Genomic DNA, 26721 nt, shown 5'->3' with positions numbered 1-26721 from the left:
TCCGGATCGCCTATCAGCCAGAATAGTACCGGGGCTGAGGCGCGAGTGGCATCCGGAGTTGGCACCGTCGGAGGTCCAATTCCTCCCCGTGATACGACAGGCCGCAGAGGTACGGCAGTTCAATCGTCGGGGCGGCCCTGCTAATGAAATGTGTGGAGGGTCGGAAGCACGGCATGGACAGCGTTGTCGAGCGGCAGTCGGCGGGCCTGGACGAACTCGAGAAGGTCGCGCGTCATGACCTGGCGCGGTTGAACTATCCGCCGGCCAACTGGGTGCCGGAAAAGACCGGCCCCGACGGTCGCCCCGTGCTCGACGTTCTGATCGTCGGCGCCGGCATGTGCGGTCAGACCGCAGGCTGGGGCCTGATGCGCGAGGGCATCCGCAACATCCGCGTGATCGAGCGCAACCGCCACGGCCAGGAAGGGCCGTGGAACACCACGGCGCGCATGCCGACCCTGCGCTCGCCCAAGCATCTCACCGGCCCCGATCTCGGCGTGCCGGCGCTCACGTTCCGCGCCTGGTACGAAGCCCAGCACGGTGCCGAGGGCTGGGAGAAGCTCTACAAGATCCCGCGCCTCGACTGGCTCGCCTATCTCCTGTGGGTCCGAAAGGTCGTCGACCTGAAGGTCGAGAACGGTGTGTCGCTGCTCAAGGTGGAAGCCGCCGGCGACTTCCTGCGGGCGAGCCTGTCGACCGGCGAGACGATTCTCGTGCGCAAGATCGTGCTGGCCAACGGCCGTGACGGATCGGGCGGCTTCCGCTGGCCGTCCTTCCCATCGTTCGCCTCCGAGGATCCCGCCCGAACCGCCCGCGTCTATCACACTCTCGAAGAGATCGACTTCACCGCGTTCAAGGGCAAGCGCCTCGGCATTCTGGGCGTGCTTGCGACGGCGATCGACAATGCCTGCACGGCTCTGGAAGCCGGCGCGCGCGAGGCGATCTGCTACGCGCGGCGGCCGCACCTGCCACAGGTCAACAAGTCGAAGGGCGTGTCGTTTCCCGGCTTCCAGCGCGGCCAAGGCATGCTGGACGACGACTGGCGCTGGAAGATTTATACTTACATGCTGGCGGCCGGCTCGCCGCCACCGCATGAATCGGTGCTGCGGGCGCAGAGGCTGCCGGGCTTCGCCTTCCGCTTCGCCGAACCCTGGCTGGACATCGTCATCGACGCCGACGGCGTCACGGTCAAGACCGCGAAAACCACGGAATGCTTCGACGCGGTGCTGATCGGCACCGGCTTCGACATCGATCTTTCACGCCGGCCTGAACTCGCCTCGTTTGCCGCCAACATCACCCTGTGGGCCGACCGACGTGCGCCCGACGAGGCACAGGCCAACGCCGAGGCCGCGCGCTATCCCTATCTCGGTCCGGGCTTCGAGCTGATCGAGAAGATGCCGGGCCGCACGCCCCACATGAGCGACATCCACCTCTTCAACTGGGGCAGCATCCTGAGCCACGGCGCGCTCGCCGGCGATATTCCCGGCCTGTTCGTCGGCGCGACGCGCCTCGTGCAGTCGATTTCGCACGCGCTGTTCCGCGAAGATGTCGAGACGCACGTCCAGAACATGTACGCTCAGGAGGATCCGGAACTCGCGCCGACCGACTATTTCGTGCCGCGCGACAGAAGATCCGGCACGCTCTGAGGGGGGGGGGGGGGGAACGAAACATGCAGGCGGACTATGTCGTCGTCGGCGCGGGATCGGCCGGCTGCACGGTCGCGGCGCGCCTCAGCGAGACCGGCGCGACGGTGATCCTGCTGGAGGCCGGCCCCAGCGACTGGCATCCCATGATCCACATCCCGGCCGGGATCCGCTCGCTGATTCGCAATCCGCTGGTCAACTGGAACTACACGACCGAACCGGAGAAGGGTTCGGGCGATCGCCGCATCGAGTGGCCGCGCGGACGAACGCTGGGCGGCTCGAGCTCGATCAATGGCATGCTCTATGTACGCGGCGCGCCGGCCGACTTCGATAACTGGGCGCAGATGGGTTGCCGCGGCTGGAGTTACGACGACGTGCTGCCCTACTTCATGAAGTCCGAACAGTACGTGCAGGGCGGCGACAAGGAGGTACGTGGCCAGGACGGTCCGCTCAAGGTCGAGGACTACCGCACCATCCTGCCCCTCACCCATCGCTTCGTCGAAGGCGCCCAGCAGGCCGGCTTTCCGTTCAATCCCGATCTCAACGGCAAGACCCGCCAGGGTGTGGGCTACTCGCAGATGACCCGGCGTGGTCGCTGGCGTGGCTCAACGGCCCAGACCTATCTCCGCGAGGCACGCGGCCGCCCCAACCTTCGGATCGAGACGAACGCCCAGGGCGGCAAGCTCATGTTCGAGGGCAAGCGCTGCGTCGGCGTCACCTTCCAGCGCGGCGGCAAGCTCACCGAAGTGCGGGCCAATCGCGAGGTCATCGTCTCCGGCGGCGCGGTCAATTCACCGCACATCCTGCAGATCTCCGGCATCGGACCGGCGACGCACCTGCAGTCGCTCGGCATCCCGGTCGTGCACGACCTGCCCGGAGTCGGCGCGAACCTGATCGACCACTATGTCGTGCGTGTCGTGCATCGCGTTAAGGGCGCCGAAACGGTCAACGAGGTCTCGCGCTTCCCGCGCGTGCTGCCGGAGATCCTGCGCTTTGCCTTCACCGGCCGCGGCGCGCTGACTTTCGGCGTGACGACGGCGCAGGTCTTCTGCGACAGCCGCGAGGGCCTCGCCTCGCCCGACCTGCAGCTCCTGTTCACGCCGGGCAGCACGCATCCCCTCAAGTTCGGCCAGCTCGACGAGCAGCCCGGCATGAGCTGCGTCGTCTGCGTCGTGAAGCCCGACAGTCGCGGCACCATCATGGCCGCCTCGTCCGATCCCTTCGCTCGCCCGCACATCAAGCCGAACTATCTCACCACGCATACCGACGAGCTGGCGCTGTTGGGCGGCTTCCGTCATGTGCGCAGCATCTTCGCCGCGCCTGCTCTGACCCAGCACAGCAGCGGCGAGATCCAGCCCGGTCCCGATGTGAAGACCGATGCCGACCTGCTGGCCTATGCCCGGCGCGCCGGCAACACACTCTATCACCCGGTCGGCACCTGCAAGATGGGCGAAGACCCGCGCGCTGTCGTCGATTCACGCCTGCGCGTGAACGGCATCCAGGGGCTGCGGGTCATCGACGCCTCGGTGATGCCGACGCTTACGACCGGCAACACCAACGCGCCTACGATCATGATCGGCGAAAAGGGCGCTGCGATGATCCGCGAGGACGCCCGCTGAGATTTTAGGCGGGGTGATCGCAAGGGAGCGCGCCACTCCAGTGGCGCTCAAGCTTCGTGGATAAGGAAGACATGAGCGCCACTGGAGTGGCGCGCTCCTATGAGGTCAGCGGATCGGCGGCGCGTATTGCAGGCCGCCCTGGGTCCACAGCGCGTTCTGGCCGCGCGGGATCTTGAGAAGGGAGCCCGAGCCCACGTTGCGGTCGAAGCTCTCGCCGTAATTACCGACCTGCTTGACGATGTTGTAGACCCACTTCTCGTCGACCCCGAGGGCCTTGCCCATGCCGGGCGTGACGCCGAGGATGCGCTTGATCGAGGGATTGTCGCTCTTCAGCATCTCGTCGACGTTCTTCGAGGTGATGCCGGCTTCCTCGGCCTCGACCATCGCAAACTGGGTCCAACGGACGATATCCTCGAACTGGTTGTCACCGTGGCGCACGACCGGTCCCAGCGGCTCCTTCGAGATCACTTCCGGCAGCACGATGTAATCATCGGGATTCGGCGCATTGGCGACGCGCGTCGCGTAGAGGCGGGCCTGGTCGCCCGAATAGGCATCGCATCGGCCGCTGAAGAAGGCGCTGCGGCTCTGGTCGGGATCCTCGAAGAGGACTGGCTTGAAGCTCATCTTGTTGGTGCGGAAGTAGTCGGCGATGTTGAGCTCGGACGTGCTGCCGGTCAGGACGCAGATCGAGGCGCCGTTCAGTTCCTTGGCGCTCTTCACGCCGAGCTTTTTCGGCACCATGAAGCCCTGACCGTCATAGTAGGTGACGCCCACGAAATCGAGGCCGAGCGCGGTATCGCGCGTCAGGGTCCAGGTCGAGTTGTTCGACAGCAGGTCGACTTCGCCCGCCTGCAAGGCCGTGAAGCGCTGCTGACCCGACAGCGGCACGTACTTCACCTTCTCCGAGTCCCCGAAGAGCGCGGCGGAGACGGCGCGGCAGATGTCGACGTTCATGCCCGTCCACTTGCCCTGGTTGTCGACCGTCATGAAGCCGGCAATGCCGCCCACGGCCACGCCGCAGACGAGCTGGCCGCGCGCCCGGACGGCATCGAGGTCCTTGCCGGCCATGGCATGGCCCGACTGGAGCGCCATGGCTGCACCAAGCGCCATTGAAAGAATCGTCCTTCGCATCGATCGTCTCCTCGTCCCTGGATCACTCGACCTTGGCGCCCACCGTCTTCACGACATCGGCCCACTTGGCGCGGTCGCGCGCCACCGTCGCCTGGAACTGCTCGATCGTTTCATAGCGCGGCGTGTTGCCGAGCTCGATCAGCTTCTTCTGGGCATCGGGATCGGCCAGCGCCGCCTTGATCGCGAGGTTCATTTTCTGCGCGATTGCCGGATCGAGGCCCTTCGGTCCGAAGACGCCGAACCAGGTGTAGCTGTCGAAGCCCGGCAGTCCCGCCTCGTCGATCGTCGGCACGTCGGGAATGGCCGGCACGCGCTGCTTGGTCGAGACGCCCAGCAGCTTCATCTTGCCTGCCGCCGCCTGAGGCATCGCGATCTGCACCTGGGCGAAGATGCAGCAGGTGTCGCCGTTCAGCACCGACTGGATGGCGTCGGGCGAGCCCTTGTACGGCACATGCACCATGTCGAGCCCGGCCTTTGCAACGAATTCGGCAAAGGCGAGGTGCGTGCCGGCGCCGTTGCCGGTCGAGGCATAGTTGTACTTGCCGGGCGCGGCTTTCACCTTGGCAATGAAATCCTTCACGTCCTTGGCGTCGATCGCCGTGGGATTGATCGCCAGCACGTTCGACACGTCGACCAGGGTCGAAATCGGCGTGAAGTCCTTTTCGACCTCGAACGGAAGCTTGCTGTAGAGGGCGGCATTGATGCCGTGCGTACCGGCCGTCCCCAGCAGGAAGGTGTAGCCGTCAGGCTTGGCCTTCGCGACGAAGTCGGACGCCACGTTGCCGCCGGCCCCTGCCTTGTAATCGATCACGATGCGCTGGCCGAGCGCCTTGTCGAGCAGAGGCTGCAGGATGCGCGCGACCACGTCGGTGCCGGAACCCGGCGGGAAACCCATGACGATGGTGATGGGCCGGGTCGGCCAATCCTGTGCCGCCGCCGGGAAAACGGCCGATGCCGCATAGAGAAAAAGCGCCGTAGCGCCGAGCATGATTCTGCGCACTGTGATCTCCTCGAAGTTCGCTACGATGCCGATGCAAGAAACGGGGAAATGACATGGGTTACATGACCGACGAGCGCCGCATGATCCAGGAGACGGCGCGCGCCTTCGTCATGAAGGAAGTGCTGCCGGTGGCCAACAGGCTCGACCCGGAAAAGGGCGACATCCCGCCGGAGCTGATCCAGAAGCTGGCCGACATGGGATATTTCGGCATCGTCATCCCCGAACAGTATGGCGGGCTGGGCCTCGGCGTCTTCGAATATTGCCTGATCACCGAGGAGCTGGCGCGTGGCTGGATGAGTGTCGCCTCCATCATCGCCCGCGGCAACGGGCTCAGCGCCGGCCGCGGCATGACAGACGCCCAGCGGGCCGTCTTCCTGCCCCGCGCCGCCCGCGGCGAATTTCTGGGCGCCGCGGCCATGTCGGAACCCAATGTCGGCTCGGATCTGGGCAGCATCGCCTGTCGCGCCCGCAGGGACGGCGACGACTGGGTGATCACCGGCAACAAATACTGGTGCACCTTTGCCGACGGCGCCGACTACATCATGCTGGTCGCCCGCACCTCCGATGCGCCCGATCCCAAGCGCAAGCATGTCGGTCTCTCCTCCTTCCTGATTGAGAAGCCGAGGGGCACGCTGCCGCCGGGCGTGAAGGGCGCGCCGATTCCCAAGATCGGCTATTTCGGCTGGAAGACCTGGGAGCTGGCCTTCGACGAGTGCCGGCTGCCCGGCTCGGCGCTGATCGGCGAGGAAGGCCGTGCCTTCTACTACATCTCGGCCGGGCTCGAACGCGCCCGCGCCCATACGGCCGCCCGAGCCATCGGCCTCGCGCGTGGCGCGCTCGAGGACGCCACCGCCTACGCCCAGGAACGGCGCCAGTTCGGCCAGGCGATCGGCGATTTCCAGAACACGCGCTTTCGTCTCGCCCGCATGGCGACCGAGATCGAGGCGGCGCGCCAGCTCATGTATTTCGTCTGCGACGAGATCGACCAGAAGCGCCGCTGCGACAAAGAGGCGGCGATGGTGAAATTCTTCGCGTCCGAGATGGCCGAGCGCGTGACCTCAGAGGCGCTGCAGGTGTTCGGAGGCGCGGGTTACACGACGCTGCATGCGGTCGAACGCTACTGGCGCGACGCCCGCCTCACCAAGATCTTCGAGGGCACGTCGGAAATCCAACAGCGCATCATCTCCGATCACCTGCTGGGCAAGCCCAACGCGGGGTGAATCGACGCCAATAGATTGCGGCGACGCGCGCCATTCAACTGGATGGCACGCGCCTGACCCTTTAGACTTGAATGACTTTCAAGATCGTTTGCCGCGGGGCCGTGCATGTTTGGGGGCATCGTGTCGATTCGACACATCGTTTGCGTCGGGATTTGCCTGCTGGCTTCCGCCTGCGCCAGCACCCAGCTGAACTACAATACGGCGGATCTCGCCTCCTCGCTGAACTCCCTTCAGAAGAGACAGATCTTCTTCAATCTCTCGCAGGCGATCGCCGATCCGGAGTTCGTTCCCTCGCAGGTGACGATTTCGATCGGCGTCGCGCAAACGGCCAATTCGGTATCGCCCACCATCAGCGTGCCTCTGGGCCCGTCCCTGGCCTCCGCCACGAGGTTCACGAACGGAGCCCGCCCGAACGTCCAGTCCACGAGCACGGTGGGTGCCGCCAGTCCCTCGCTGGGTCTCCAGGTGACCGATGCCTGGAACCAGAGCTGGACGATGGTCCCTGCCAATTCGTCGAACCAGCTGGGCCGCCTGCGGACTCTTTACCAGTATGCCACGGGCACCCTGCCGCACAGTGACGCGAACACCGCGCTCAGCCAGGAAGAGGCGGAGAAACAATTCCTCTGCGAGTATCCGCTCCAGGCGCAGGCGGTCTCGCCGCAGTCGGGAAACGTGATCTTCAAGCTGTATGGCTGCCGGGACAATCATGCCGGCCCCTTGCGCCCGCGTGTGATTCACGCCGACCCGACGTTCACCCAGGGTCCCAACTGCATCGTGTGCATCGACGATCTCAATGCGTCCAACCTTCGCCCCTACGTCAATCCGAACCTGAAGTACCATTTCATCCGAACGGCGGACGAAAAGACCGGCGACCTGGTCAAGGTCGGCTCGTATGAGACAACGACCTTCTACGTGTGCGGCGTCGCCGGAGGCAGATGCCCTGCCGTTCCGGGGCAGGCCCCCTTCGATGGGCGCAAGGCCTTCAGCGATTTCATCCTGTTCGTCTATGAAGCCATGAGCATCCCCTCAGCCACGGGAAGCGGGCGATCGACCGGCGGCTCATTCGTCTATTCGGTCAGGTGAGGATGATGGTGGACGTCGACAGCTTTATTGCAACGCCGCCGGCGCTCCGCTTCGCCTTTGCCATCAAGGCGAAGGTTGGTCCGGTACAGGATCTCGGCCTGACGGCACGCGGCCATCGGCGCATCATCGACATCCTGGGCGGTGAAGTGCACGGCCCGCGGCTCGCGGGCGAGATCCTGCCGGGCGGCGCCGACTGGCAGATCGTTCGGCCCGACGGCACGATCGAAGTCGTGGCACGCTACACGATCCGCAGCACCTCGGGCGCCCTGGTCTACGTACAAAACGAAGGACTCCGCGTCGCAAGCCCGGAGATCCTCGCGCGCCTGGCCCAAGGAGAGTTGCCGCCTCCCGGCAGCTATCACTTCCGGACGGCGCCACGCTTCGAGACAGCGGAGCCGTCGCTCAAATGGCTGGAGCGGTCGACCTTCGTCGGTGTCGCCACACGCGCGCCCGAGCGGATCGCGATCGGCTTCCACGAGGTTTTATAGAGTCTGCTTTCATCCCCATTCAAATGCAGAGGTGGCGACGTCTTACGCCGACGGAGGGGTCATGAGTTTCCTGTGCTCGCTCGTCCTTCGACGCTCCCGGACATTGCTGCGCAATGTCCTGACGCTTGATGGCTGAGCTTTGCTCAGCCTAGCGCCCCAGCAGATTGGATCGCACGTTGGCCCAGAATCCCGGGTCGCGCGGCACGGTGCGGCTGACGGCCGCCATCTTGCGGTAGAGGTCGCCCAGCGACCGCTTGCTGGCATCGGCGCGGAGGGTGGTACCGTCGGCGCCGGCCTCCAGCGTCAGCTCCCGGGTATGGAAGACCTCAAGCCCGGGTCGATGGCCGATGCTGACGACCGACGTTTCCGGCAGCTTCTCGATCAGGAGCTTCATGACGTTTTCCTGCCCGGCCTCGTCGAGCGCCGAGGTGGCTTCGTCCATGAAGATCCAGTCGGGCTTGTGGACCAGCACGCGGGCGAAGGCCACGCGCTGCTGCTCGCCGCCGGACAGGATGTGGTCCCAGCGCTCGGTCTCGTCGAGGCGGTCGCGGAGATGATCGAGCCCCACCTCGTGCAGCATGTCCTTCAGCACGTCGTCGCTGATTCCTCCGTCGGGCTCGGCGGGATAGAGCATTGCGTCGCGCAGGGTGCCCAGCGGGAAATAGGGCTTCTGCGGCATGAACGTGATCGCGCCCGTGGGCAGGTGGATGGCGCCCCGGCCCCACGGCCACACGCCGGCGACCGCCCGCATGATCGTGCTCTTGCCGCTGCCCGACTTGCCGCGGATCAGGACCCGTTCGGCCCTGTGGATCTCGACCTCAGCCTCGGCGACCAGCATCTGGCCGTTGGGGCGGGCCACGCCCAGCTCGCGCATGACCAGGCGGTCCGACTCTCCTGCAGGGTGGACGACGATCCGCGCATCGTCGGGCGCCTCGCTGCTTTCCTCGAGATCGGTCAGCGCCACATGGAGATGCACAACGCGATCGGTCGAGGCGCGCCATTCGGCGAACTTCGGGAAATTGTCGATCAGCCAAGACAGCGCCCACTGCACGCTGGAGAAGGCCTGCGCCGTCTGCATCAGGCCGCCCAGCGCGATCTCGCCCCCAAGGTACCGTGGCAGCGCAACGATCAACGGCACGATCGGGGCGAGATAGGCGAGCGAGCTGGTAAGCAGCGAGAGATTGCCCTGGCCGCGCGTCTGGACGTTCCAGGCCGACCGCAGGTCGAAGAGCGAGCTGCGCAACCGCTCGCGCTCGTCGTTCTCGCCGCGCATCAGGGCAATGCCTTCGGCATGCTCGCGAGCCCGCGTCAGCCCGGACCGGAAATCGGCCTCGCGACTCTGGCGGATGTTGCCGGCATGGATCAGCCCACGCCCCAGGAAATAGGTGAGCAGCGAACCGACGAGCGCATAGGCCACGGCGGCACATACCATGTAGCCCGGCAGGTTGAACTCCAGGCCGAACAACCTGATCGGCATCGTGCCCGAAAGAACCCACAGCACGCTGAGAAAGGTGACCAGCTGCAGCACGCACTGAAGGATGCTCTGCGCGAACTCGACGGCGAGTTCGGTCGAGACGCGGATATCCTCGGCGATGCGGCCATCGGGATTGTCGACTTCGTCGGCCAGCATGCCGAGCTGATACTGCCGACCGGCGTTCAGCCAGCGCAGCACCGTGACGTGCGACAGCCAGGAGCGCCAGTTGATCTGCAGGCGCCGCTTGACGTGGAGCTGGATCGCCACCGCCACGCCCGCCGAAACGACGATGGCGGCCAGTACCCACAGCAGCCGCATGAGCTCCGTGACGTCGCGCTTGTCGAGCGCGTTGAAGAAATCACGGTTCCAGATGTTCAGCCACAAGGCGATGCCGACATTGGCAACGCCCAGGAGCAGCAGGCCACCGGTCAGCATCCAGGCGACGGCGCGATAACCCGGCGCCGTCCAGTATCCACTGGCAACGGCGGCGAAGGCGCGTACCGAGCTGTGCGGCGTATCCAATCAGTCGCGGAAGCCCGGATCGATCCGGTCGAGCTTCCGCAGGAGTGCCGGCCAATCCAGCAGGCCGAACGGCCGCCGGGTCTTCGGCTGGTAATTCACGTAAGTCGCCTCGACAACCTCGGCCGGGACGTCGATGAGCTTGGTGTTGCACGACATGGCCGCGAGCTGCGTCTTGCAGCTCAGCTCCAGCCGGTGCATGGCGTTGAACGCCTCGGGAATCGTGGCGCCGGTCGTCAGCAGGCCGTGGTTGCGCAGGATCATCGCGTTGTTGTCGCCCAGGCTCTTCACCAGCGCCTCGCGCGCCGCGAGGTCGAGGACCACGCCGTCGAAATCGTGATAGCTGATCTTGGCAAAGCGCATCGAAGTCTGCGTGTTGGGCAGCAGGCCGCACTCCATCGTCGAGACCGCCATACCCGGCCAGGTGTGAGTGTGGATGACGCAGCCGACATCCGGCTTGGCCATGTGGATCGCGCTGTGGATCACGAAGCCGGCGCGGTTGACGCCATATTCCAGGCCGCCGTCGAACTCGGGCTTCGCCAGGATGTTGCCCTCGTGGTCGATCTTCAGGAGGCTCGACGCCGTGATCTCTTCGTACAGAAGCCCGTAGGCGTTGATGAGGAACGCGTCATGCTCCCCCGGCACCCGCACCGAGATGTGGTTCGCGATCAGGTCGGACATGCCGTACAGGTCGATCAACCGGTAGCAGGCCGCCAAGTCGACGCGCGCCTGCCACTCCTCGGGCGAGACGTTGGACCGAAGGTTGGCAACCTTTGAAGTTTTGAGGGCGTGCACGGCCATGGAAACGCTCCAGGAATTAAACGGTTCCGGAAGCTAGACCCGGTCTTCGCAATCGTCCATCCGCGGCTCAGAGCAGCCCGCGCGCTGCGAGATAGGCGCCGAGCGCCAGAAGACCCGCGAAGAAGCAAAAGCGGAAGCTCTGGGGTGACAGACGGGCGCGCACCGCCTGTCCCAGTCGCATGCCCACAAGTGCCACCGCAACACCCCCGACCGACGGCCAGACCAGTCCCAGACTTGTGCCGGTGCTACCCGCCAGGGTCACCGCAAGGGCCACGGTCGAGACGGTGAAGGACAGGCCCAGCGCCTGCACCAGTTCATCCTTTGTGAGACCGATGGCCTGAAGGTAGGGCACGGCCGGAACGACGAAGACACCGGTAGCCGCCGTGATCGCGCCCGTGCTGGCCCCGGCGACCGGCCCCAGCCACCTTTCCGCGCCGGCCGGCACGGCGAGCCGCAGCGCCGCCAGACCTGACAACGCGTAGGCGATCAGCGCGATGCCGAGCGCCGCCGCCCCGTACGGCCCGCCAAGCCCCGCCAGGAAGGCCGCTCCCGCCCACGTGCCGAAGCAGACCCCGAGGTTCAGCGGCCAGAGCCGTCGCACGAGAGACTTGAGATGCGGTCCATCCAGCATCTGCCAGACATTGGTGACGAGCGACGGCAGGATCAGCAGGGCAGCCGCCTCGACGGGCGACAGGACAACCGCCAGCAAGCCCATCGAAATGGTGGGCAGCCCCAGTCCGATGATCCCCTTGGTGAAACCGGACACGGCAAAGACCGCGAGGACGTAGGCGAAGATCGAAAGCTCCATGACGCAAGCCTTGGCCTCCGGTCCCGGCCTTCGCAATGCGGAGGATACGGGGTATGCCTTCGTCCTTGGCGAAGGCAGAAGGAGCACTCCTTGCGCTTCGATTTCACCGACCTGCGGCTGTTCGTGCAGGTGACCCAGACCGGCAGCATCACGCGCGGTGCCGAGCGCACCCATCTGGCGCTCGCCTCGGCCAGTGCGCGCATCCGCGGCATGGAGGATATGCTCGGCGTCCCCCTGCTGAAGCGCGGACGGCGTGGCGTCGAACCGACCGAGGCGGGCCGCAGCCTGCTCGACCATGCCCGCATCGTGCTGCAGCAGATCGAGACGATGCGCGGCGACCTCGGCGCCTATTCGCGGGGCCTGAAGGGCAGCATCCGCATCCTCGCCAATACCTCTGCCCTCTCCGAGCATCTGCCGGCGCTGCTGGCGACCTTCCTCGCCGCCAATCCGACGATCGACATCGACCTCGAGGATCGCGAGAGCCCGGCGATCGGCGCCGCCATCGCCGCGGGCGACGCCGATATCGGCATCGGCTCGCAGGCGGCTTCGGTTCCGGGACTGGAGAGCCACCCTTTCCGGACCGACCGGCTGGTGCTGGTCGTACCGGCCGGTCATCGCCTTTCAGGCGAGCGACAGACCGGTTTTGCCGATCTGCTCGACCTCGACTTCGTGGGCCTGCCGCGCGGCACCGCGCTCGACGAGCATCTCGCCATGCAGGCCGCCCGCCTCGGCCGCGCTTTGCGGCTGCGCGTCAGGGTCAACAATCTCGATACGGTCTGCGCCATGGTGGCGGCAGGCGTCGGTATTGGAATCGTGCCGGAGGCGACCGCCTTGCGGCACCGTCGCGCCCAGCCGCTCGCCACGCTACGCCTTGCGGAGGCCTGGTCGCTGCGCGAACTCGCTTTGTATGTGCGCGACGCACGGCACCTGCCGAAGCCGGCGCGACGACTCTTCGAGTCGCTGCGCAAGTCCAGGTGAGAGGCCTGCTACCAGCGCAGCAGGCGGTGCCCTACGACTGCCCCGAGGAAAACCACCGGGATCGCCGCCAGCGAATACCAGGTGAGCACGAACAGGGGCGAATCGTCGAAGCAGTGGAAGGCATAGAGGACCGCCGCGGTGGCGGCCGCGAGCGCGCCTGCCGCCGCGCCGGCAAGAGCGGGAGAGGCAGGTGCAGCCCGCCGCAGCGCCAGCAGCAGGGCCGCCAGGGGCGCGAGCGCAAACAGCGGGATGGCCGTCAGGCACACGAGTGCGTTGCTGCCGACAAGGCGCGCCTTCCAGGCATTCGCGGGAAGCACGGTGAGTTCGGTCCCGAGCGCCATCGCTGCAATGGCAAGCACGGGAAACACGCCCCACCACCATCGCGCGGTCACCACAGGCCGCGCCATCGCAAGGCAGGTGCCGGCGGCCGCCATCAGGGCCGCCAGCACCAGCACGAGCTTGGCATCGAAGCGCCAGGTCGCGAAGGCCGCCGCCAGATCGACGCGCGGCCCGAACTCGATCGCGAAGATCACGAGCGACACCAGCGCGCCCGCCACGACGGCCCGACCGACGGCAGGCCCAAGCGGCCTCGTCGACCCGGCGCGGTCGGCGACCAGGGATGAAACGAGCTGCTCGGTCTTCATGTCCTGTCCTTGCGATAGGCGTCGGCCAGGGCGCGCAGGGCACGATGCAGCGTCACCCGGACGGCGCCCTCGCTCATGCCCATCCGTACGCCCACGTCCCGCGCGCTCTGCCCTTCGATGGAAATACCTTCCACGATCCGCCTCTGGCGCTCGGGCAGACGGGCCAGCATCTGCCGCGTGTCGAGGGCGCTTCCCTCTTCTGCAGACGCAGGCGCGGCGAGCGTGTCGGCATGGTCGTCGATATCGACATGATCGGTGAAGCCGCGGCGGCGCAGATGGTCGACCAGCTTGTGGCGCGCGATCGCCCGCAGCCAAGGCTGCAGCGGCTGGCTTTCGTCCCACGTGTCGCGCTTCAGATGCATGGCCAGCAATGTCTCCTGGACGATGTCCTCGCAATCGGCATTCGGTCGGCCGGCCGCCGCGAGGCCACGAGCCGCGACCGTACGCAACCAGGACGCGACGCGGAGCAGCAGCCGCCGATAGGCCTCGTCATCCCCTTTCCGGGCCGCCCGCATGAGTGCGGAGAGATCTTCCGGATCGGACAACGAGCCCACTCTTCACGCATTCGTGTTGGATGGCCGAAACATTACAGGCGCTTCGGACAAAAAAGAATGGCGCATGCCTGTAACGCCGACGTGGCTGCGCCCGAATGATCTCTTGCGAGCCGAGATTGGCTCGAGAGCCCTGGAGGATTTATCCATGATCAATCGTACCACTACTGCCGCCCTTGCGGCCGCCGTTGCTGCCGCAGCCTTGATGTCGTCGGGCGCCAACGCCCAGACCGCCAACACCGACAAGGAGAAGTGCTACGGCATCTCGATGGCGGGCAAGAACGACTGCGCCGCGACCGGCAACAATTCCTGCGCCGGCCAGGCCAAGGCCGACTACGACGCCAAGGCCTGGAAATACGTCGCCAAGGGGTCCTGCGCGGCCATGGAAGTGACCCTGAAGGACGGCATGAAGCGCAAGGGCACACTCGCCCCGATGTAAGGAAGCCGCGTCGTGACGGTGGACCGCCTGCTTCGTGCCGGTGCCGGGCTCAAGCCCGGGCATCAGCGGCACATCCTCGAATCCCGGCCGGATGTCGGCTGGTTCGAGGTGCATGCCGAGAACTACATGGGGGCCGGCGGTCCGCCGCATCACTTCCTGGAGCGCGTCCGTGCGCTCTATCCCGTGTCGGTGCATGGCGTGGGCCTGTCGATCGGATCGGCCGGCGGCATGGTTCCCGGCCATCTCAGCCGCCTCAAGTCCGTGGTCGAGCGCTATCAGCCCTTCATCGTGTCGGAACATCTCGCCTGGTCGACGCATGACGGGATCTTCCTGAACGATCTGCTGCCCCTGCCCTACACCGAGGCCACGCTGTCGCTGGTGGCGCGGCATGTTGACGAGGCCCAGACAGTGCTCGGGCGACGCATCCTCATCGAGAATCCCTCGACCTATCTCCGCTTCGACGGGGATGAGATGCCGGAGACGGAGTTCCTGCGGGCGCTGGCCCGTCGCAGCGGCTGCGGCCTTCTGCTCGATATCAACAATGTCGTCGTCTCAGCCGCCAATCATGGCTTCGATCCCCGCGCCTATCTCGCGGGATTCCCGCACGAGCATGTCGACGAAATCCATCTCGCCGGTCACGCCGTGCTGGAGCGCGACGGCGAAACACTGCTGGTCGATACCCACGATCGCACCGTCTCTTCGGAAGTATGGCGTCTCTTTGGGGACGTCATTGCGCGCCACGGCGCTCGCCCCGCCCTCATCGAGTGGGACGCCGCTGTTCCGGCCTGGCCCGACCTTGAGACCGAGGTTCAACAGGCCCAGTCGATACTGTCGACGAAGGGAGGCTTCGATGTCCGCGCGGCCTGACGGCGACGGACTAGCCGACCTGCAGCAGCGCTTTGGTCTCGCCCTGCTGCAGGCTTCTCTGTCGGTGCCCGACGGCATCCGGCGGGACGCAGGCCCTCCGAGAGAACGGCGTTTCGGCATCTATCGCAACAACGTGAAGGCCAGCCTGGCGGCCGCCCTGGCGGCGCGGTTTCCGGTGGTCGAGCGCCTGGTCGGGGAGGAATTCTTCACCGCCATGGCGCTGGTCTTCATCGAGCGATATCCGCCGCAATCGCCAATCCTCGCCGAGTATGGCGTCATCTTCGGGGATTTCCTGGAGGCGTTCGATCCAGCACGCGAGCTGCCCTATCTGGCCGACATCGCGCGGCTGGAATGGGCGCGCCACGTCGCATTTCATGCCGCCGACGCCCGGCCGGCCGACATCGGCTACCTCGCCGGGCTGCCGCCGGAGCAGCTCGGCGCCGCTGTCCTCGGCCTTCATCCGGCCGCCACTGTCATCGCCTCTCCCTGGCCCATCGTTTCTCTCTGGACCACCAACACCCTTGACGAGACGCCTCAGGCACCACCGGCCGACTGGACGGGTGAGACGGCACTGGTGACGCGGCCGTATCTGGAAGTTCTCGTCCAACGGCTGCCGCCCGGCGCGGACCGCCTCGTGGCCGAGCTGGCCGGCGGAGCCGCGCTGGGCGCCGCCGCCGAACTCGCATCGCGCGGCCATGCGCAGTTCGACTTCGCAACCATCCTGTCGACGCTGTTTGGTGCCGGCGCCCTCACAACCCTGTCCCAAGGACCGTCTCGATGATCGCTCTCCTCTCGCGGCTGGACGCGCTGCTCGCTCGTATCCCCCACGAGTTGCTGGCCCTCCTCGCGCGCCTGTCGATCGGCACCATCTTCCTGCGCTCGGGGCTGCTGAAGCTCGACGGGTGGGCCGGCGGCACGACCCTCGCGCTGTTTCGCGAGGAATACAGGTTGCCGCTCCTGTCGCCCGAACTGGCATCCTACCTGGCAACGGCAGCAGAGCTCAGCCTGCCGATCCTGCTGTTCCTCGGCCTGTTCACGCGGCCGGCTGCGCTGGCCCTGCTGGGTATGACCCTGGTGATCGAGATCTTCGTCTATCCCAACGCCTTCGACACGCATGGTGTCTGGGCGGTGGCGCTGCTCTACCTCGCCAAGTTCGGGCCGGGCCGTCTTGCGCTCGACCGCCTCCTCTTCGCGTCGGAAGTGCCTAGCGCTTACGAACGGGCTTGAGATCGGAAACGATCGGATAGGCCGTCGTCGACTTCACACGCTCCATCGAGAAGCGCGACGTCACGTTCTTGAGCGGCATCGTGTCGATCAGCTTCTTGTAGAACAGATCATAGGCCTGCATGTCGGGTACCGCGACCCGCAGCATGTAATCGATGTCGCCGGCCATGCGATGGAACTCCATCACCTCGGGCATGGCGGTGACGGTGCTCGCGAACTTGGAGAGCCAGGCCGAGGAATGGTCGCCGGTCTCGATCGACACGAAGACGGTCAACCCCACACCGATCGACTCGGGCGAGATCAGCGCCACCCGCTTGAGGATGACGCCGGACTTCTCCAGCCGCTGGATTCGCTTCCAGCACGGGCTTTGCGAGAGCCCCACACGATGCGCGATCTGCGCCAGGGAAAGGCTCGCATCCTCCTGGAGGAGCGCCACGATCTTCTTGTCGATGGCATCCATGATTCGAATATCCATATGCGGCGGTCCGCCCACCCTGATTTGGCAGTCTAGACCGGAAGCGACTCGAGGCGCACCGGCGCCCCCAGTCGCTCGGAAAGGACGATGGCGAGCGCCTCGACGTCGCCATCCACCCGCCCGCCATAGTTCGCGAGCCGGGGCGGTGCGTCGCCAAACCAGGACAGGCGCCACGTGCCGGCCTCGCACATCAGCGTACCCACGACCTTTCCCTGCGCGGCGATCGTCCAGAGAGCGGGCTCTTCATACGCGCCCTGGAACAGGCGCGCCGCCCGAGCGACGAGGGTGCTTGCAAGACTGCGCATGCCGGAACTGTAAGGGCGTGTTCGCTACTGCAGCAATGAAACGATCGGTCGAATCGTGCCGCCATGACGGCAGGAATAACTCCGGCACCCGCTCGTGGGAGAATTTTCTCCCGCTATGATCTCGCTCAGGGCCGCACGGCCGGCGTCTCCAGCTTCAGTCCCTTCGCCCGCTCCATCAGGTAGAGCTCCAGGGCTGTATACTCCGGAGCGTCGAGCGGCCACGCCTCCGCGCGGATGCCAACGAGGCAGTTGCGCAGCCGCCGCTTGAGGGACCCCAGCGCCTGCCACTCAAGCCGATAGATCGGATAGCCCGTGGGATGCGCCTCGGGAATCGTCACTCCCGCCAGTTTCTTGCCGGCATTGTCGTCGTGGCAGATCGCGCAGGACAGATTGAGCTGGCCCTGGCGGCGGCGATAGATCTCCGCTCCTTGTGCGCGAAAGGCTTCGAGGCGTGGGTCGTCGGGCGGTGCGATGGCCAGGCCGCGCGACTGGCGCGCGACATAGGCGGCGAGCGCCAGCAGGTCGCGGTTCTCCGGCGGCAGAGGCTCGGCCTTCTGGTGCTCGGTGCGGCAGAGATTGATGCGGCCTTCGAGGTCGATCGGACGGTCGCCGGTGGGCGACATCGCTGGGTAGCGTGCCGCGACGCCCTTCATGCTGGCCGCAGCAGCACCGTGACAATCAGCACATGATCTATCCGCGGCGCCTGCGGTCTTCGCCCAGAGCTGTCCGCCGAGCTGGACGAACAGCATGCCGGGATTGGCGGTGTCGTCGTCCTGCATCTTCTGCAGGGCCTCACCCATGTCCTGGTAGCCGGAACGCCGCTTGTCGCCCCCCGCCTGGGCCGCCGCATAGGACGCGGCAAACACCAGTCCGAGGCCGATGACGAACAGTCGCCTGGTCATTCGACGGCGATATCGACCCGATGCTCGGCTGCGAAGCCCTCGTCGCCGGTCCAGCGCAGGACAACCGTGCCGCTGTCGTTCGCCTTGGCGAAGAAGGAGACGAAGGGATTGGCGGCGATCGCGGGCGACATGTCCATCGCAAAGATCTCGGCCCCGTTCCAGGTCGCGGTGAAGCGTTCGATGATGTTGCGCGGGAGAATGCGGCCGTTCGGCCCAGGCCGGAACCCGGTCTCCATCGGATGCATGATCAGGGCCTTGATCTCGACGACGTCGCCGCGTTTGGCGGTCTTCGGGGCGTTCACCAGGATGTTCGACATCAGGTCGCCTCCTCGAGGCAGGCGGCCAAGGTCACGATCACCTCGGCGCCGGCACTCCAGAATTTGCCGTCGCTGGTCTCGGCGATGGCAATGATCCGCTGGCTGTCGCCGAGTTTGATTCGGGTACCGACGACGGCTTTGCCGTTGCGCGGGCCGAGTTCCGCCGAAAAGACGTTGGGCTGCGGGTTCTTCTCGTTGAAGACATGGATCGCCTTCACGTGGTCGGCGGCGGTCATGGGACTATCGACCGACACGGTGAGCGGCACGGTGCTGCCGTTCTCGACCAGCGGCGGCACGTCGAGCTTCACGCGACCTTCCGTCGGCGTGGCCGGGCCGACGACCTTGCGGATCGCTTCGGCCATCGAATCGGGCGTCGCGGCCGCGGGGACGAGCGGCAGGACGACGACAGCGGCAGTACCGGCGAGGAAGTGACGGCGATCCATTCAATCCCTCAACGTAAGAAGATAGGCCACGACGTCCTCGACCTGCGCGGGCGTGAGGATCGTCTTGCCTTCGAAACCGCGAGCGACCCGGTGCAGGCCCTCGGTGCGATAGTAGGCCGGCATGATCGTGTCGGCATTGAGACGCGACCCGTCGACGATGCGCAGGCGCAATTGCCCCTCAGACCAGCGCGAGCCGGCGCCGGCGAGGCTCGGCGCCAGGTCGCCCTGAAAGCGCTCCTCGGCGATCGGGCTGGAATGGCAGAGCAGGCAGAGGCCGACGCTGCGGTTGGCGACGATCGCGCGCCCCCGCGCGGCATCGCCCGGCTGGCCGGTGAGCGAGCGGGGAATAGAATCGTCGACGATCTGGGGCGTGCCCTGCTGGGCCGACACGGGACCGGCAACGAGCGCGAGTATGAGGAAGAGCAAGGCCCGCATGGCATCACCCGAACGTCTCGGCGGTAATGGTGCGGAACCAACTCGACGCGTAGAGCGCTTCCTGCCCGCGCAGGCCGCCCACGGCCACCAGCGGGCTGGTGCCGCCGGCGCCGGGAATGTCGGTGAGCTGGCCCTTGTCGGGACGATAGACGCCGGCGATCGAGATGCCGTAGTCGGCCGCGACCAGGCTGTAGCAGGTGTTGATCACGATCGGATCCTGCGGCTTTTCGCCGGCCAGCAGCTTCACGAGGGCGGCGGCACAGACCTTGGCCTGGGCATTGGCCGCGAAGGCCGACTTGGGCATGCCGCCCATGATCGCCGCATCGCCCAGCACGTGGATGTTGGGCCGCAGGGTCGATTCGAAGGCGACAGGCTCGACCGGACACCAGCCGGTGCGATCGGCGACGCCGGCTTGGGCCGCGATGGCGCCGGCCTTCTGCGGCGGGATGACGTTGGCGACCGACGCCTTGTGGGCGCCGAACTCGGTCGTGAGGGTGAGCGTCGCGGGATCGACCGAGGTCACCTTGCCGCCCTGGCTGAGCGGCACCCATTCGATCATGCCCTGATAGAGTTCGGCCCAGCCGTTCTGGAACAGGCGCTGCTTGGAAAAGGCATCCTTCGAGTCCAGCAGCAACAGCTTCGACTTCGGCTTCCAGATCTTGAGCCAGTAGGCGATCAGGCTGGCGCGTTCATAGGGGCCGGGCGGGCAACGGAAGGGATTGGCCGGAGCCGACAGGACGACCAGCCCGCCATCGTCCATCGCCTGCAATTGCCGGCGCAGCAGCACGGTCTGTGCCCCCGCCTTCCACGCATGCGGCATCTTCTCGGCCGCGGCCTCGTCGTAGCCGGGGATGGCGCCCCAGTTGAAATCGATGCCGGGGCACATGACCAGCCGGTCGTAGGTAAGCTTGTTGCCGTCGGCCAGCGTGACGGTCCTCGCCTCGGCATCGACCGAAGTCGCACTGGTCTCGGCGACGGTGACGCCGACGGCCTTGATGCCGTCGTAGCGGAACTGCTGCTGATCCATCTCCCGCAGATTGGCGAGCACCGAATTGCTGAACGGGCACGACGTGTAGACGGGATTGGGCTCGACCAGGGTGACGTCGAGCGCCGGCTGCAGCACCTTCAAGGTGCGCGCCGCCGTGGCCCCGCCGAAGCCGCCGCCGATCACGACGACCCTGGCCTTGCCCTGCGCCGCGACAACGGCAGGTGCCAGCCCCGCCGCCAGCACGCCTTTCAGGAGCATTCGCCGACCGCTCCTCACGCTGCATCTCCTCGCCGGCTAGAAATCACATGGGCCTGCCCGCATTGCGAGCAGGCTCTACGCCCCCTATCGTCCCGAGATGATGAATTCCAACACGACAAACGAGGACTGGGAACATGGGGTGTTCTAGGGCGCTTGCCGCAATGGCAGCCTTGCTGTGCCTGGGGTTGACCGGCTGCCTTCCCCGGGCGGCGCCCGTACTCGCGACGCCCGAATATGCGCAGACGGTGAGAGCCCTCGCGAAGCCGCCGGCGGATCGCGCTCGCCTCTACATCTTCAGCGGCAACGAATGGGGCGGCTACCCCATCTACCACTTTCGCCCCCACTATATCTCCGCCGACATCTTCATCGATGACGTGAAGATTGGCAGCATCAATCCAGGCGAGGTGATGGTGATGGACATCCTTCCCGGCAATCACGTCTTCAAATGGCAGGAGTTCGACCGCAAGCCGAGCCCACTCGGGACCATCACGCCCCTGCAACTGAACGTCCAGGGCGGGACCGTTCTGTTTCTCAGCAACAACATCACGAAGGGATTCGCCATGGAAGGTGGCGTGATCAACGTCGACACCATGAAGGTTGCGGCCGACGTCAAGGTCGTGCGGCCATCGTCCTGTCCGCCGACGATCTGCCTGTAGAGCGGAGCCCACTTCTTCTACTCCGGTTGCGCCGCGAACCAGGCCGCAATGGCCTCGGTCTGCTGATCGTCGAACCCCTTGGCGATGCGGCCCATCACGCTCGAGGGCCAGGCGCCGCTGCGATACTCGCGCATGAAGGTGACGATGTCCTGCGCCTTTCGGCCGGCGATGCGCGGCATCACCGAATCCGCCACCTTCATGGGCGCGTGACAGCCGGTGCAGGAGCTGGCGCCCGGCGGCGCGTCGGCCGCCGTTGCCGGACCCGCCAGCAGGATCATGCTGACCAGGCCCGGCAGCAGCGTTCGATGCATCAGGCGCCCTTCTTCAGATCGTTGTTCGCCAGCGGCAGGTTTCGAACCCGCTTGCCCGTCGCCTTGGCGATCGCGTTCAGCACGGCCGGCGCCGCGACCGCGATGGTCGGCTCGCCGACGCCGCCCCAGAAATCGTGGGTCGGCACCAGAACCGTCTCGACGTCGGGCATCTCGTCGATGCGCATCACGTTGTAGCTGTCGAAGTTGGTCTGCTCGACCGCGCCGTCCTTGACGGTGATCTCCCCATACAGCGCGGCGGACAGGCCGTAGACGAACGAGCCCGCGACCTGGCGGTCGATCTGCGCCGGATTGACCACGTGGCCCGGGTTGGTGGCGGCCGTGATCTTGTGGATCTTGAGTTGGCCGTCGGGGCTCACCGAGACCTCGGCGACACCGGCGACGTAGCTGCCATAGCCCATGACCTGAGAGATGCCATGGAAGCGGCCCTCGGGCAGCGGCTTCCCGTACCCTGCCTTGTCGCAGGCGGCCTTTAGCACCGCCGCCCACTTGGGCTTCAGGTACTTCAGGCGGTAGGCGAGCGGATCCTGACCCGCCGTCGCCGCCAGCTCGTCCATGAAGCATTCCATGTAGACGGCGTTCTGGTTCACGTTCACGCCGCGCCAGAAGCCCGCCGGGATGTGCGGGTTGCGCATGGCGTGGTCGATCATGAGGTTGGGGATGTCGTAGCCATAGGCCGCCTCGACACCGGACTGCATCAGGCCCTGGAAGGTGGCCGGATCCATGCCGTTGACCAGGTTCTGCGGCAGTAGCGAAGCCAGGATCGACTGACCCGAGATGCGCACGTGCAGTCCGACCAGGTTGCCCTGAGCGTCGAGACCGGCCGTCATCTTCGCCATCGTCGTGGGATGGTACTGGCAGTGCGTCATGTCCTCTTCGCGCGACCAGATGAGCTTGATCGGCGTACCGGGCATCTCCTTGGCCGCGAGCACGGCCTGCCGCACATAGTCGGAGCGACCGCGCCGGCCGAAGCCGCCACCCAGCATGAGCTTGTAGACCTCGCACTGGGCGATCGGCAGGCCGGCCGCTTCCGACGCCGCGGCCAGGGCCGCCTCGCCGTTCTGCGTACCGCACCAGACCTCGCACTTCTCCGGCGTGAAGCGCGCCGTGGCGTTCATCGGCTCCATGGTGACATGGTGCTGGTAGGGGAAGCTGTAGACGGCCTCGACCTTCTTGGCGGCCCCGTCGATCGCCTTCTGCGCGTCGCCCGCCTTGTTGCCGACGAAAGCTTCCTTGGCGTCGAGGCCCTCCTTAAGCGTGGCATTGATCGTCTCGGTCGAGACCTTGCCCAGATCACCGACGTCCCAGTTCGTCGTGACGGCGTCGAGCGCGGTCTTGGCCTGCCAGTAGCTGTCGGCCACCACCACCACGGCATTGCCGTCGATGGCGAAGACCTTCTTCACGCCCGGCATCTTCTCGGCCTTGCCGGCGTCGAAGTCCTTGAGCTTGCCGCCGATCACCGGGCAGGCGCGCACGGTCGCGTTGAGCATCCCCGGCATCGCGTAATCCATGCCGTAGATCTGCTTGCCCGTGACCTTGTCGACCGTGTCGAGCCGCTTCAGCGGCTTGCCCGCGATCTTCCAGTCCTTCGGGTCCTTGAGCTTGACGTCCTTGGGCGGCTCGAGTTCGGCCGCCGCGGCGGCAACCGCGCCGTAGGTCAGCGTCTTCCCCGACGCCTTGTGCGTGATCGTGCTGTTGGTCGCGCTGCAGTCCGCGGCCGGTACGTTCCACTGCTTGGCCGCGGCCGCGATCAGCATCTCGCGCGCAATCGCGCCGCCCTCGCGGACATATTGCTGGCTCTCGCGGATGCCGCGGCTGCCGCCGGTCGAGAAGTTCTTCCAGACGCGGTTGCGCTTGAGGTTCTCGCCGGGCGTCGGATACTCCCAGGTGACCTTGTTCCAGTCGCAGTCCAGTTCCTCGGCCACGAGCTGGCAGAGGCCGGTGAGCGTGCCCTGCCCCATCTCGGAACGGGCAATGCGGATCACGACCTTGTCGTCGGGATGGATGACCACCCAGGCGTTCAACTCCTTGACGGTCTGGGCGTGCGCCACGTTTTCGTCGAAGGGCAGATGGAAGCCGAGCGAGAAGCCACCGGCAACGGCGGCGCCGCTGACCATGAAGCCGCGACGGCCGAGAGATGTCTGGATCGTCATGATGCGTCCCCCTAGGCCTTCGCCGCGGCGTGGATGGCCGCACGAACCTGCTGGTAGGTGCCGCAGCGGCAGATGTTGGTCATCGCCTCGTCGATATCGGCATCGGTCGGATTGGGCTTGGCGGCCAGCAGCGCCGTCGCCGCCATCACCATGCCGCTCTGGCAGTAGCCACACTGGGGCACGTCGAGCTCGACCCAGGCCTTCTGGATCTTGTTCAGCACGCCGTTCTGGGCGACCGCTTCGATGGTGACGACCTTCTGCGTTCCCACGGCATTCACGGGGATGCTGCATGAACGCACCGGTGCACCGTCGATATGGACCGTGCAGGAGCCGCACTGAGCGATGCCGCAGCCATACTTGGTGCCGGTGAGGCCCAGTTGTTCGCGCAGCACCCAGAGGAGCGGCGTATCCGGGTCGGCAGTGTAGTCGACCGCCTTGCCGTTGACGTTGAGAACAGCCATCCCAGTCTCCCGTTGTTCAGGAACTATTGGAATAGGGTAGCCCAGCGAGGGTACGGCCGCTTGGCAGACGTGCTGCATTCACGGAGGTGTGATGCCGTCAGCCGACGCAGACCTCGAATACACGCCGGTAATTGCCGCCCAAGAGTTTTGCCGTTTCTTCTGCGTTGAATTTCATGCGCAGGGCGGCTGCCAATTGGGGCAAATCGGCGTAGCTGGACATCGCGCTCGCCCCGACGAGTCCCAGCTGGTCCGTGCCGAGGCCGACATGATCGATGCCGACGACATCGACCATCCGCGCGAAGCCGTCGGTCGCATAGGAAACGATATTGGGAAAGTAGTCGGCGACCGGCCAGATGCCGATGATGCCGCCCGTCGCGGCCACCGCCTTCGCATGATCCGGCAGGATGCGGCGCGTCCAGGCGGCGGGCCGGGTGATGAGCGACGTGTGCGAGAGGACGAGCGGTTTCGTCGTGGCGGCCGCGGCCTTTTTCACGCCCTCGAAAGTGGCGTGCGCCACGTCGACGACGATGCCCAGCGCGTTGCAGCGACGAATCACCTCGGCGCCGAACGCCGTCAGCCCGCCCTGGACGCTGGGCTCGGTCTGGATGTCGCCCAGCTCGTTGGGCCGGTAGTGCGTGAGCTGAAGATGGCGCAACGCCCAGCGCTGGTACGCTTCGTCGAGACGCTCGATCTTGCCTTCGAGGAAGTCGGCACCTTCCGACGCCACGATGACGGAAGGCCTGGCGGAGCGGGCGGTCCGCAAGTCTGCCGCGGTCCTGACGATCGGCATCCCCTGCTCGCGCGCCAACGCATGCAGAGCCGGAAAAGAGTGTTGGCTGAACGCATAGAGTTCGCCGGGCCTGGGATCGCGGCCCGGCCGCAGACGCCCGTTGGTGAGCTGGATGATCGGCGAATCGGAAACGACCGCCAGCGAGATCGCTGACAGGCCCCCTTGGCGCATCGGATCGGCGACGGCAGAGAAGCCACCGCGGCCGTAGCTCATGCGCGTCAGGTTGCCGGCATGACTGTGAATATCGACCGCCAGACCGTCAGCTGCCTGCGCCACCGCAGGGACCGGAAGACAGAAGAGCGGGCTCACAGCCATCAACGTCCGACGCCTGACCACGCGCGCGATTTCGGCATCTCGAACCTGGTAGCGCCAGCCATCCGCATCGGCCGACACGCGCAAGACCCCACTGACACGCAGCGCGCCGGCGCCGGTCGTCAGCGGCCGCTCGGCAAGGACCTCAACAACCGCCGACGGATTATTAGGCGCGCAGCCCGGACAGCAACCGGGCTCGGCCATGAGCAGGAACGCCTCGGCGCCGCCCATCGGTTCCGACGTGAGCGCGAAGCCCACGACCTCGACGCGCTTGCCATCGGCCTTGTCGGCCCGCGGGGTCCCGAGGTCGCGCCACGAGAGACGCATCGGCTCCTCTACAGTTTCGCCGGCGGATAATACGGACGATCGCCGAGCGCCTGCACGCGCTTCCAGAACTCCGGTCCCGATGCCTTGCCGACCTCGTCGAGGTCGGCTGCCTGGCGCCATAGACTCCACGATTCAGGATGCAGGCGGCTCGCTTCAGCCATCTGTCGGTCACCTTCGGCAGCGCGGCCATTGGCGCGCAGCCAGACCCCGAGCCGGAAACGCGCCCGGGCTTCGGCGATTTCGGGCGTGACCTTCGGCAGGCCTGCGCGCGCCTCGTCGGCCGGCAGCGCATGCGCGCCGGTCGTGACCCAGGCCCGCACGGCGTCGAGATAGGCCTGCCGGGCCGCTAGGCGCTCGGCCTGGTCCTCGGGAGTCATCGTGCGCGTCGAGAGATCCATGCGCCGGAAGTGGTCGGTCGAGCCTGCGGTTTCGGGCGGCCGTGCGATGCGGCCCTGCTCGTCGATCCAGATCGCCTGCGGCACGTTCACGAGATTGTAGAGGTCTTCGAGGCGATGCTCGGCGTCGATCAACTGCCAGTAGGACGACTTCGCCTGTTCGATCCACGGACGGGCATGCTCGGCGCCGCGGCTCTCCTGCGCCACGGCCACGACCATGAACCCCTTGTCCTTCAGTTCTTCGTAGAGGGTCTGCCACACGGGCAAGTCAAAACGGCAGCCTCACCAACTGGCCCAGGTGGCGAGGAAAACCTTGCGGCCGCGAAGCTGCGACAGCGAGCGTGGCACGCCGTCGAGATCCGGCAGGGTGAAGTCCGGCGCCTCAAGTCCCTCGAGCGCCACATTGCGCTCCTCGGGCGGCGCGCCCAACGCCCAGATGTCGCGCATCTCGCTGGCGACCACCGGGCCGCCGAGCTTCCTCCAGAAGGCTTCGAGGTCGACTTCGTTGGGCGCGAGCGCGGACGCCGGCAACGGCACGCACAGATCGGCGCGGCACATTCCTTCCGGCTTCAGGGTCCATCCTGTGACGCGCTCGGCGTCGACGGGACTCACCCAGAGACCATCGTGCGTGGCGACGTCGTGCTCGGCCGTCGGCATGAGAATTCTTGTCATGCCGGCAGCGAAGCATC

General features: G+C 66.2%; 30 protein-coding genes. 11 read left to right on the top strand and 19 right to left on the bottom strand.

Annotation, left to right across the window (positions count from 1 at the left end; genetic code table 11):
• Window positions 1-173: 173 nt before the first annotated feature.
• Together ACP15H_RS27890 and ACP15H_RS27885 are read left to right on the top strand one after the other, a co-directional pair.
• Window positions 174-1643, top strand: a complete 1470-nt coding sequence (locus tag ACP15H_RS27890; protein WP_425069379.1) for an FAD/NAD(P)-binding protein — start codon at window positions 174-176, stop codon at window positions 1641-1643.
• A gap of 23 nt (window positions 1644-1666) precedes the next feature.
• The gene (locus ACP15H_RS27885; RefSeq protein WP_425069378.1) at window positions 1667-3259 is read left to right on the top strand and encodes a GMC family oxidoreductase; all 1593 of its coding nucleotides are present in this window, start codon (window positions 1667-1669) and stop codon (window positions 3257-3259) included.
• 105 nt (window positions 3260-3364) lie between these two features.
• Here ACP15H_RS27885 and ACP15H_RS27880 read toward each other — a convergent pair whose 3' ends face one another.
• Together ACP15H_RS27880 and ACP15H_RS27875 are read right to left on the bottom strand one after the other, a co-directional pair.
• Window positions 3365-4390, bottom strand: a complete 1026-nt coding sequence (locus ACP15H_RS27880; RefSeq protein ID WP_425069377.1) for an amino acid ABC transporter substrate-binding protein — start codon at window positions 4388-4390, stop codon at window positions 3365-3367.
• Between the two features lie 22 nt (window positions 4391-4412).
• Window positions 4413-5390, bottom strand: coding sequence for a Bug family tripartite tricarboxylate transporter substrate binding protein (locus ACP15H_RS27875; RefSeq protein WP_425069376.1), 978 nt, complete (start codon window positions 5388-5390; stop codon window positions 4413-4415).
• 53 nt (window positions 5391-5443) lie between these two features.
• Here ACP15H_RS27875 and ACP15H_RS27870 point away from each other — a divergent pair, with 53 nt between their 5' ends.
• The 3 genes from ACP15H_RS27870 (at window position 5444) to ACP15H_RS27860 (ending at window position 8181) form a co-directional block, all read left to right on the top strand.
• Entirely contained in the window at window positions 5444-6610 is a 1167-nt protein-coding gene (locus tag ACP15H_RS27870) for an acyl-CoA dehydrogenase family protein (RefSeq protein ID WP_425069375.1), read from the top strand.
• A 120-nt stretch (window positions 6611-6730) separates the two neighbouring features.
• Window positions 6731-7693, top strand: coding sequence for a hypothetical protein (locus ACP15H_RS27865; protein WP_425069374.1), 963 nt, complete (start codon window positions 6731-6733; stop codon window positions 7691-7693).
• A gap of 5 nt (window positions 7694-7698) precedes the next feature.
• The gene (locus ACP15H_RS27860; RefSeq protein ID WP_425069373.1) at window positions 7699-8181 is read left to right on the top strand and encodes a DUF3237 domain-containing protein; all 483 of its coding nucleotides are present in this window, start codon (window positions 7699-7701) and stop codon (window positions 8179-8181) included.
• A gap of 148 nt (window positions 8182-8329) precedes the next feature.
• On the opposite strand, the gene ACP15H_RS27855 is transcribed toward ACP15H_RS27860, so the two are convergent.
• The 3 genes from ACP15H_RS27855 to ACP15H_RS27845 all read right to left on the bottom strand — a co-directional run bounded on the left by ACP15H_RS27855 (window position 8330) and on the right by ACP15H_RS27845 (window position 11783).
• Window positions 8330-10177 (bottom strand): ABC transporter ATP-binding protein/permease, encoded by a 1848-nt coding sequence (locus ACP15H_RS27855; RefSeq protein WP_425069372.1) that lies wholly within the window; start codon window positions 10175-10177, stop codon window positions 8330-8332.
• Window positions 10178-10975: a class II aldolase/adducin family protein gene (locus ACP15H_RS27850; protein WP_425069371.1), complete on the bottom strand. Its 798-nt coding sequence runs from the start codon at window positions 10973-10975 to the stop codon at window positions 10178-10180.
• Between the two features lie 67 nt (window positions 10976-11042).
• On the bottom strand, window positions 11043-11783 hold the full coding sequence (locus ACP15H_RS27845; protein WP_425069370.1) for a sulfite exporter TauE/SafE family protein: 741 nt from the start codon (window positions 11781-11783) through the stop codon (window positions 11043-11045).
• 90 nt (window positions 11784-11873) lie between these two features.
• Between ACP15H_RS27845 and ACP15H_RS27840 the strand changes: the two genes are divergently transcribed.
• On the top strand, window positions 11874-12761 hold the full coding sequence (locus ACP15H_RS27840) for a LysR family transcriptional regulator (RefSeq protein ID WP_425069369.1): 888 nt from the start codon (window positions 11874-11876) through the stop codon (window positions 12759-12761).
• 8 nt (window positions 12762-12769) lie between these two features.
• Here ACP15H_RS27840 and ACP15H_RS27835 read toward each other — a convergent pair whose 3' ends face one another.
• The gene (locus ACP15H_RS27835; protein WP_425069368.1) at window positions 12770-13405 is read right to left on the bottom strand and encodes an NrsF family protein; all 636 of its coding nucleotides are present in this window, start codon (window positions 13403-13405) and stop codon (window positions 12770-12772) included.
• The gene (locus tag ACP15H_RS27830; protein ID WP_425069367.1) at window positions 13402-13959 is read right to left on the bottom strand and encodes a sigma-70 family RNA polymerase sigma factor; all 558 of its coding nucleotides are present in this window, start codon (window positions 13957-13959) and stop codon (window positions 13402-13404) included. Before ACP15H_RS27830 ends, ACP15H_RS27835 begins: the two co-directional genes overlap by 4 nt.
• Window positions 13960-14104: 145 nt before the next feature.
• Between ACP15H_RS27830 and ACP15H_RS27825 the strand changes: the two genes are divergently transcribed.
• Genes ACP15H_RS27825 through ACP15H_RS27810 form a run of 4 tightly spaced genes read left to right on the top strand, consistent with a single transcriptional unit; the run spans window position 14105 to window position 16489 of the window.
• Window positions 14105-14395: a DUF2282 domain-containing protein gene (locus ACP15H_RS27825; RefSeq protein ID WP_425069366.1), complete on the top strand. Its 291-nt coding sequence runs from the start codon at window positions 14105-14107 to the stop codon at window positions 14393-14395.
• 12 nt (window positions 14396-14407) lie between these two features.
• The gene (locus tag ACP15H_RS27820; protein WP_425069365.1) at window positions 14408-15262 is read left to right on the top strand and encodes a DUF692 domain-containing protein; all 855 of its coding nucleotides are present in this window, start codon (window positions 14408-14410) and stop codon (window positions 15260-15262) included.
• Window positions 15246-16043 (top strand): putative DNA-binding domain-containing protein, encoded by a 798-nt coding sequence (locus ACP15H_RS27815; RefSeq protein ID WP_425069364.1) that lies wholly within the window; start codon window positions 15246-15248, stop codon window positions 16041-16043. The genes ACP15H_RS27820 and ACP15H_RS27815 overlap by 17 nt, the downstream gene beginning before the upstream one ends.
• The gene (locus ACP15H_RS27810) at window positions 16040-16489 is read left to right on the top strand and encodes a DoxX family protein (RefSeq protein ID WP_425069363.1); all 450 of its coding nucleotides are present in this window, start codon (window positions 16040-16042) and stop codon (window positions 16487-16489) included. Before ACP15H_RS27815 ends, ACP15H_RS27810 begins: the two co-directional genes overlap by 4 nt.
• On the opposite strand, the gene ACP15H_RS27805 is transcribed toward ACP15H_RS27810, so the two are convergent.
• From ACP15H_RS27805 to ACP15H_RS27775, 7 genes are all read right to left on the bottom strand, one after another.
• The gene (locus ACP15H_RS27805; protein ID WP_425069362.1) at window positions 16467-16946 is read right to left on the bottom strand and encodes an Lrp/AsnC family transcriptional regulator; all 480 of its coding nucleotides are present in this window, start codon (window positions 16944-16946) and stop codon (window positions 16467-16469) included. The genes ACP15H_RS27810 and ACP15H_RS27805 overlap by 23 nt on opposite strands.
• A 47-nt stretch (window positions 16947-16993) precedes the next feature.
• Window positions 16994-17266, bottom strand: a complete 273-nt coding sequence (locus ACP15H_RS27800; RefSeq protein WP_425069361.1) for a hypothetical protein — start codon at window positions 17264-17266, stop codon at window positions 16994-16996.
• Window positions 17267-17391: 125 nt separating this feature from the next.
• Entirely contained in the window at window positions 17392-18168 is a 777-nt protein-coding gene (gene soxA / locus ACP15H_RS27795; RefSeq protein ID WP_425069360.1) for a sulfur oxidation c-type cytochrome SoxA, read from the bottom strand.
• Window positions 18165-18485 (bottom strand): thiosulfate oxidation carrier complex protein SoxZ, encoded by a 321-nt coding sequence (gene soxZ / locus ACP15H_RS27790; protein ID WP_425069359.1) that lies wholly within the window; start codon window positions 18483-18485, stop codon window positions 18165-18167. Before soxZ ends, soxA begins: the two co-directional genes overlap by 4 nt.
• Window positions 18485-18928 carry a SoxY-related AACIE arm protein gene (locus tag ACP15H_RS27785; RefSeq protein WP_425069358.1) on the bottom strand — a complete coding sequence of 148 codons (444 nt, stop codon included), beginning with the start codon at window positions 18926-18928 and terminating at the stop codon, window positions 18485-18487. Before ACP15H_RS27785 ends, soxZ begins: the two co-directional genes overlap by 1 nt.
• Window positions 18929-19363, bottom strand: coding sequence for a sulfur oxidation c-type cytochrome SoxX (soxX, locus tag ACP15H_RS27780; RefSeq protein WP_425069357.1), 435 nt, complete (start codon window positions 19361-19363; stop codon window positions 18929-18931).
• A gap of 4 nt (window positions 19364-19367) precedes the next feature.
• Window positions 19368-20609 (bottom strand): FCSD flavin-binding domain-containing protein, encoded by a 1242-nt coding sequence (locus ACP15H_RS27775; RefSeq protein WP_425069356.1) that lies wholly within the window; start codon window positions 20607-20609, stop codon window positions 19368-19370.
• Window positions 20610-20770: 161 nt separating this feature from the next.
• Here ACP15H_RS27775 and ACP15H_RS27770 point away from each other — a divergent pair, with 161 nt between their 5' ends.
• Complete coding sequence (locus tag ACP15H_RS27770; protein ID WP_425069355.1) at window positions 20771-21265, top strand: hypothetical protein; 495 nt, start codon at window positions 20771-20773, stop codon at window positions 21263-21265.
• 17 nt (window positions 21266-21282) lie between these two features.
• Here the strand turns inward: ACP15H_RS27770 and ACP15H_RS27765 are convergent, their stop codons facing one another.
• From ACP15H_RS27765 to ACP15H_RS27745, 5 genes are all read right to left on the bottom strand, one after another.
• A complete protein-coding gene (locus tag ACP15H_RS27765) occupies window positions 21283-21576 on the bottom strand; it encodes a c-type cytochrome (RefSeq protein WP_425069354.1) in 294 nt (97 codons plus the stop codon).
• Window positions 21576-23747 (bottom strand): molybdopterin cofactor-binding domain-containing protein, encoded by a 2172-nt coding sequence (locus ACP15H_RS27760; RefSeq protein ID WP_425069353.1) that lies wholly within the window; start codon window positions 23745-23747, stop codon window positions 21576-21578. Before ACP15H_RS27760 ends, ACP15H_RS27765 begins: the two co-directional genes overlap by 1 nt.
• A gap of 11 nt (window positions 23748-23758) precedes the next feature.
• Complete coding sequence (locus ACP15H_RS27755; protein WP_425069352.1) at window positions 23759-24208, bottom strand: (2Fe-2S)-binding protein; 450 nt, start codon at window positions 24206-24208, stop codon at window positions 23759-23761.
• A 97-nt stretch (window positions 24209-24305) separates the two neighbouring features.
• Window positions 24306-25568, bottom strand: a complete 1263-nt coding sequence (locus tag ACP15H_RS27750) for a dipeptidase (RefSeq protein WP_425069351.1) — start codon at window positions 25566-25568, stop codon at window positions 24306-24308.
• A gap of 77 nt (window positions 25569-25645) precedes the next feature.
• Complete coding sequence (locus ACP15H_RS27745) at window positions 25646-26704, bottom strand: redoxin domain-containing protein (protein WP_425069350.1); 1059 nt, start codon at window positions 26702-26704, stop codon at window positions 25646-25648.
• Window positions 26705-26721 lie beyond the last annotated feature (17 nt).

The sequence above is a fragment of the Reyranella sp. genome (assembly GCF_965249915.1).
Taxonomy (GTDB): domain Bacteria; phylum Pseudomonadota; class Alphaproteobacteria; order Reyranellales; family Reyranellaceae; genus Reyranella.
The sequence above is the reverse complement of the archived record's forward strand: the minus strand, read 5'-3'. Positions and strand labels throughout refer to the sequence as shown.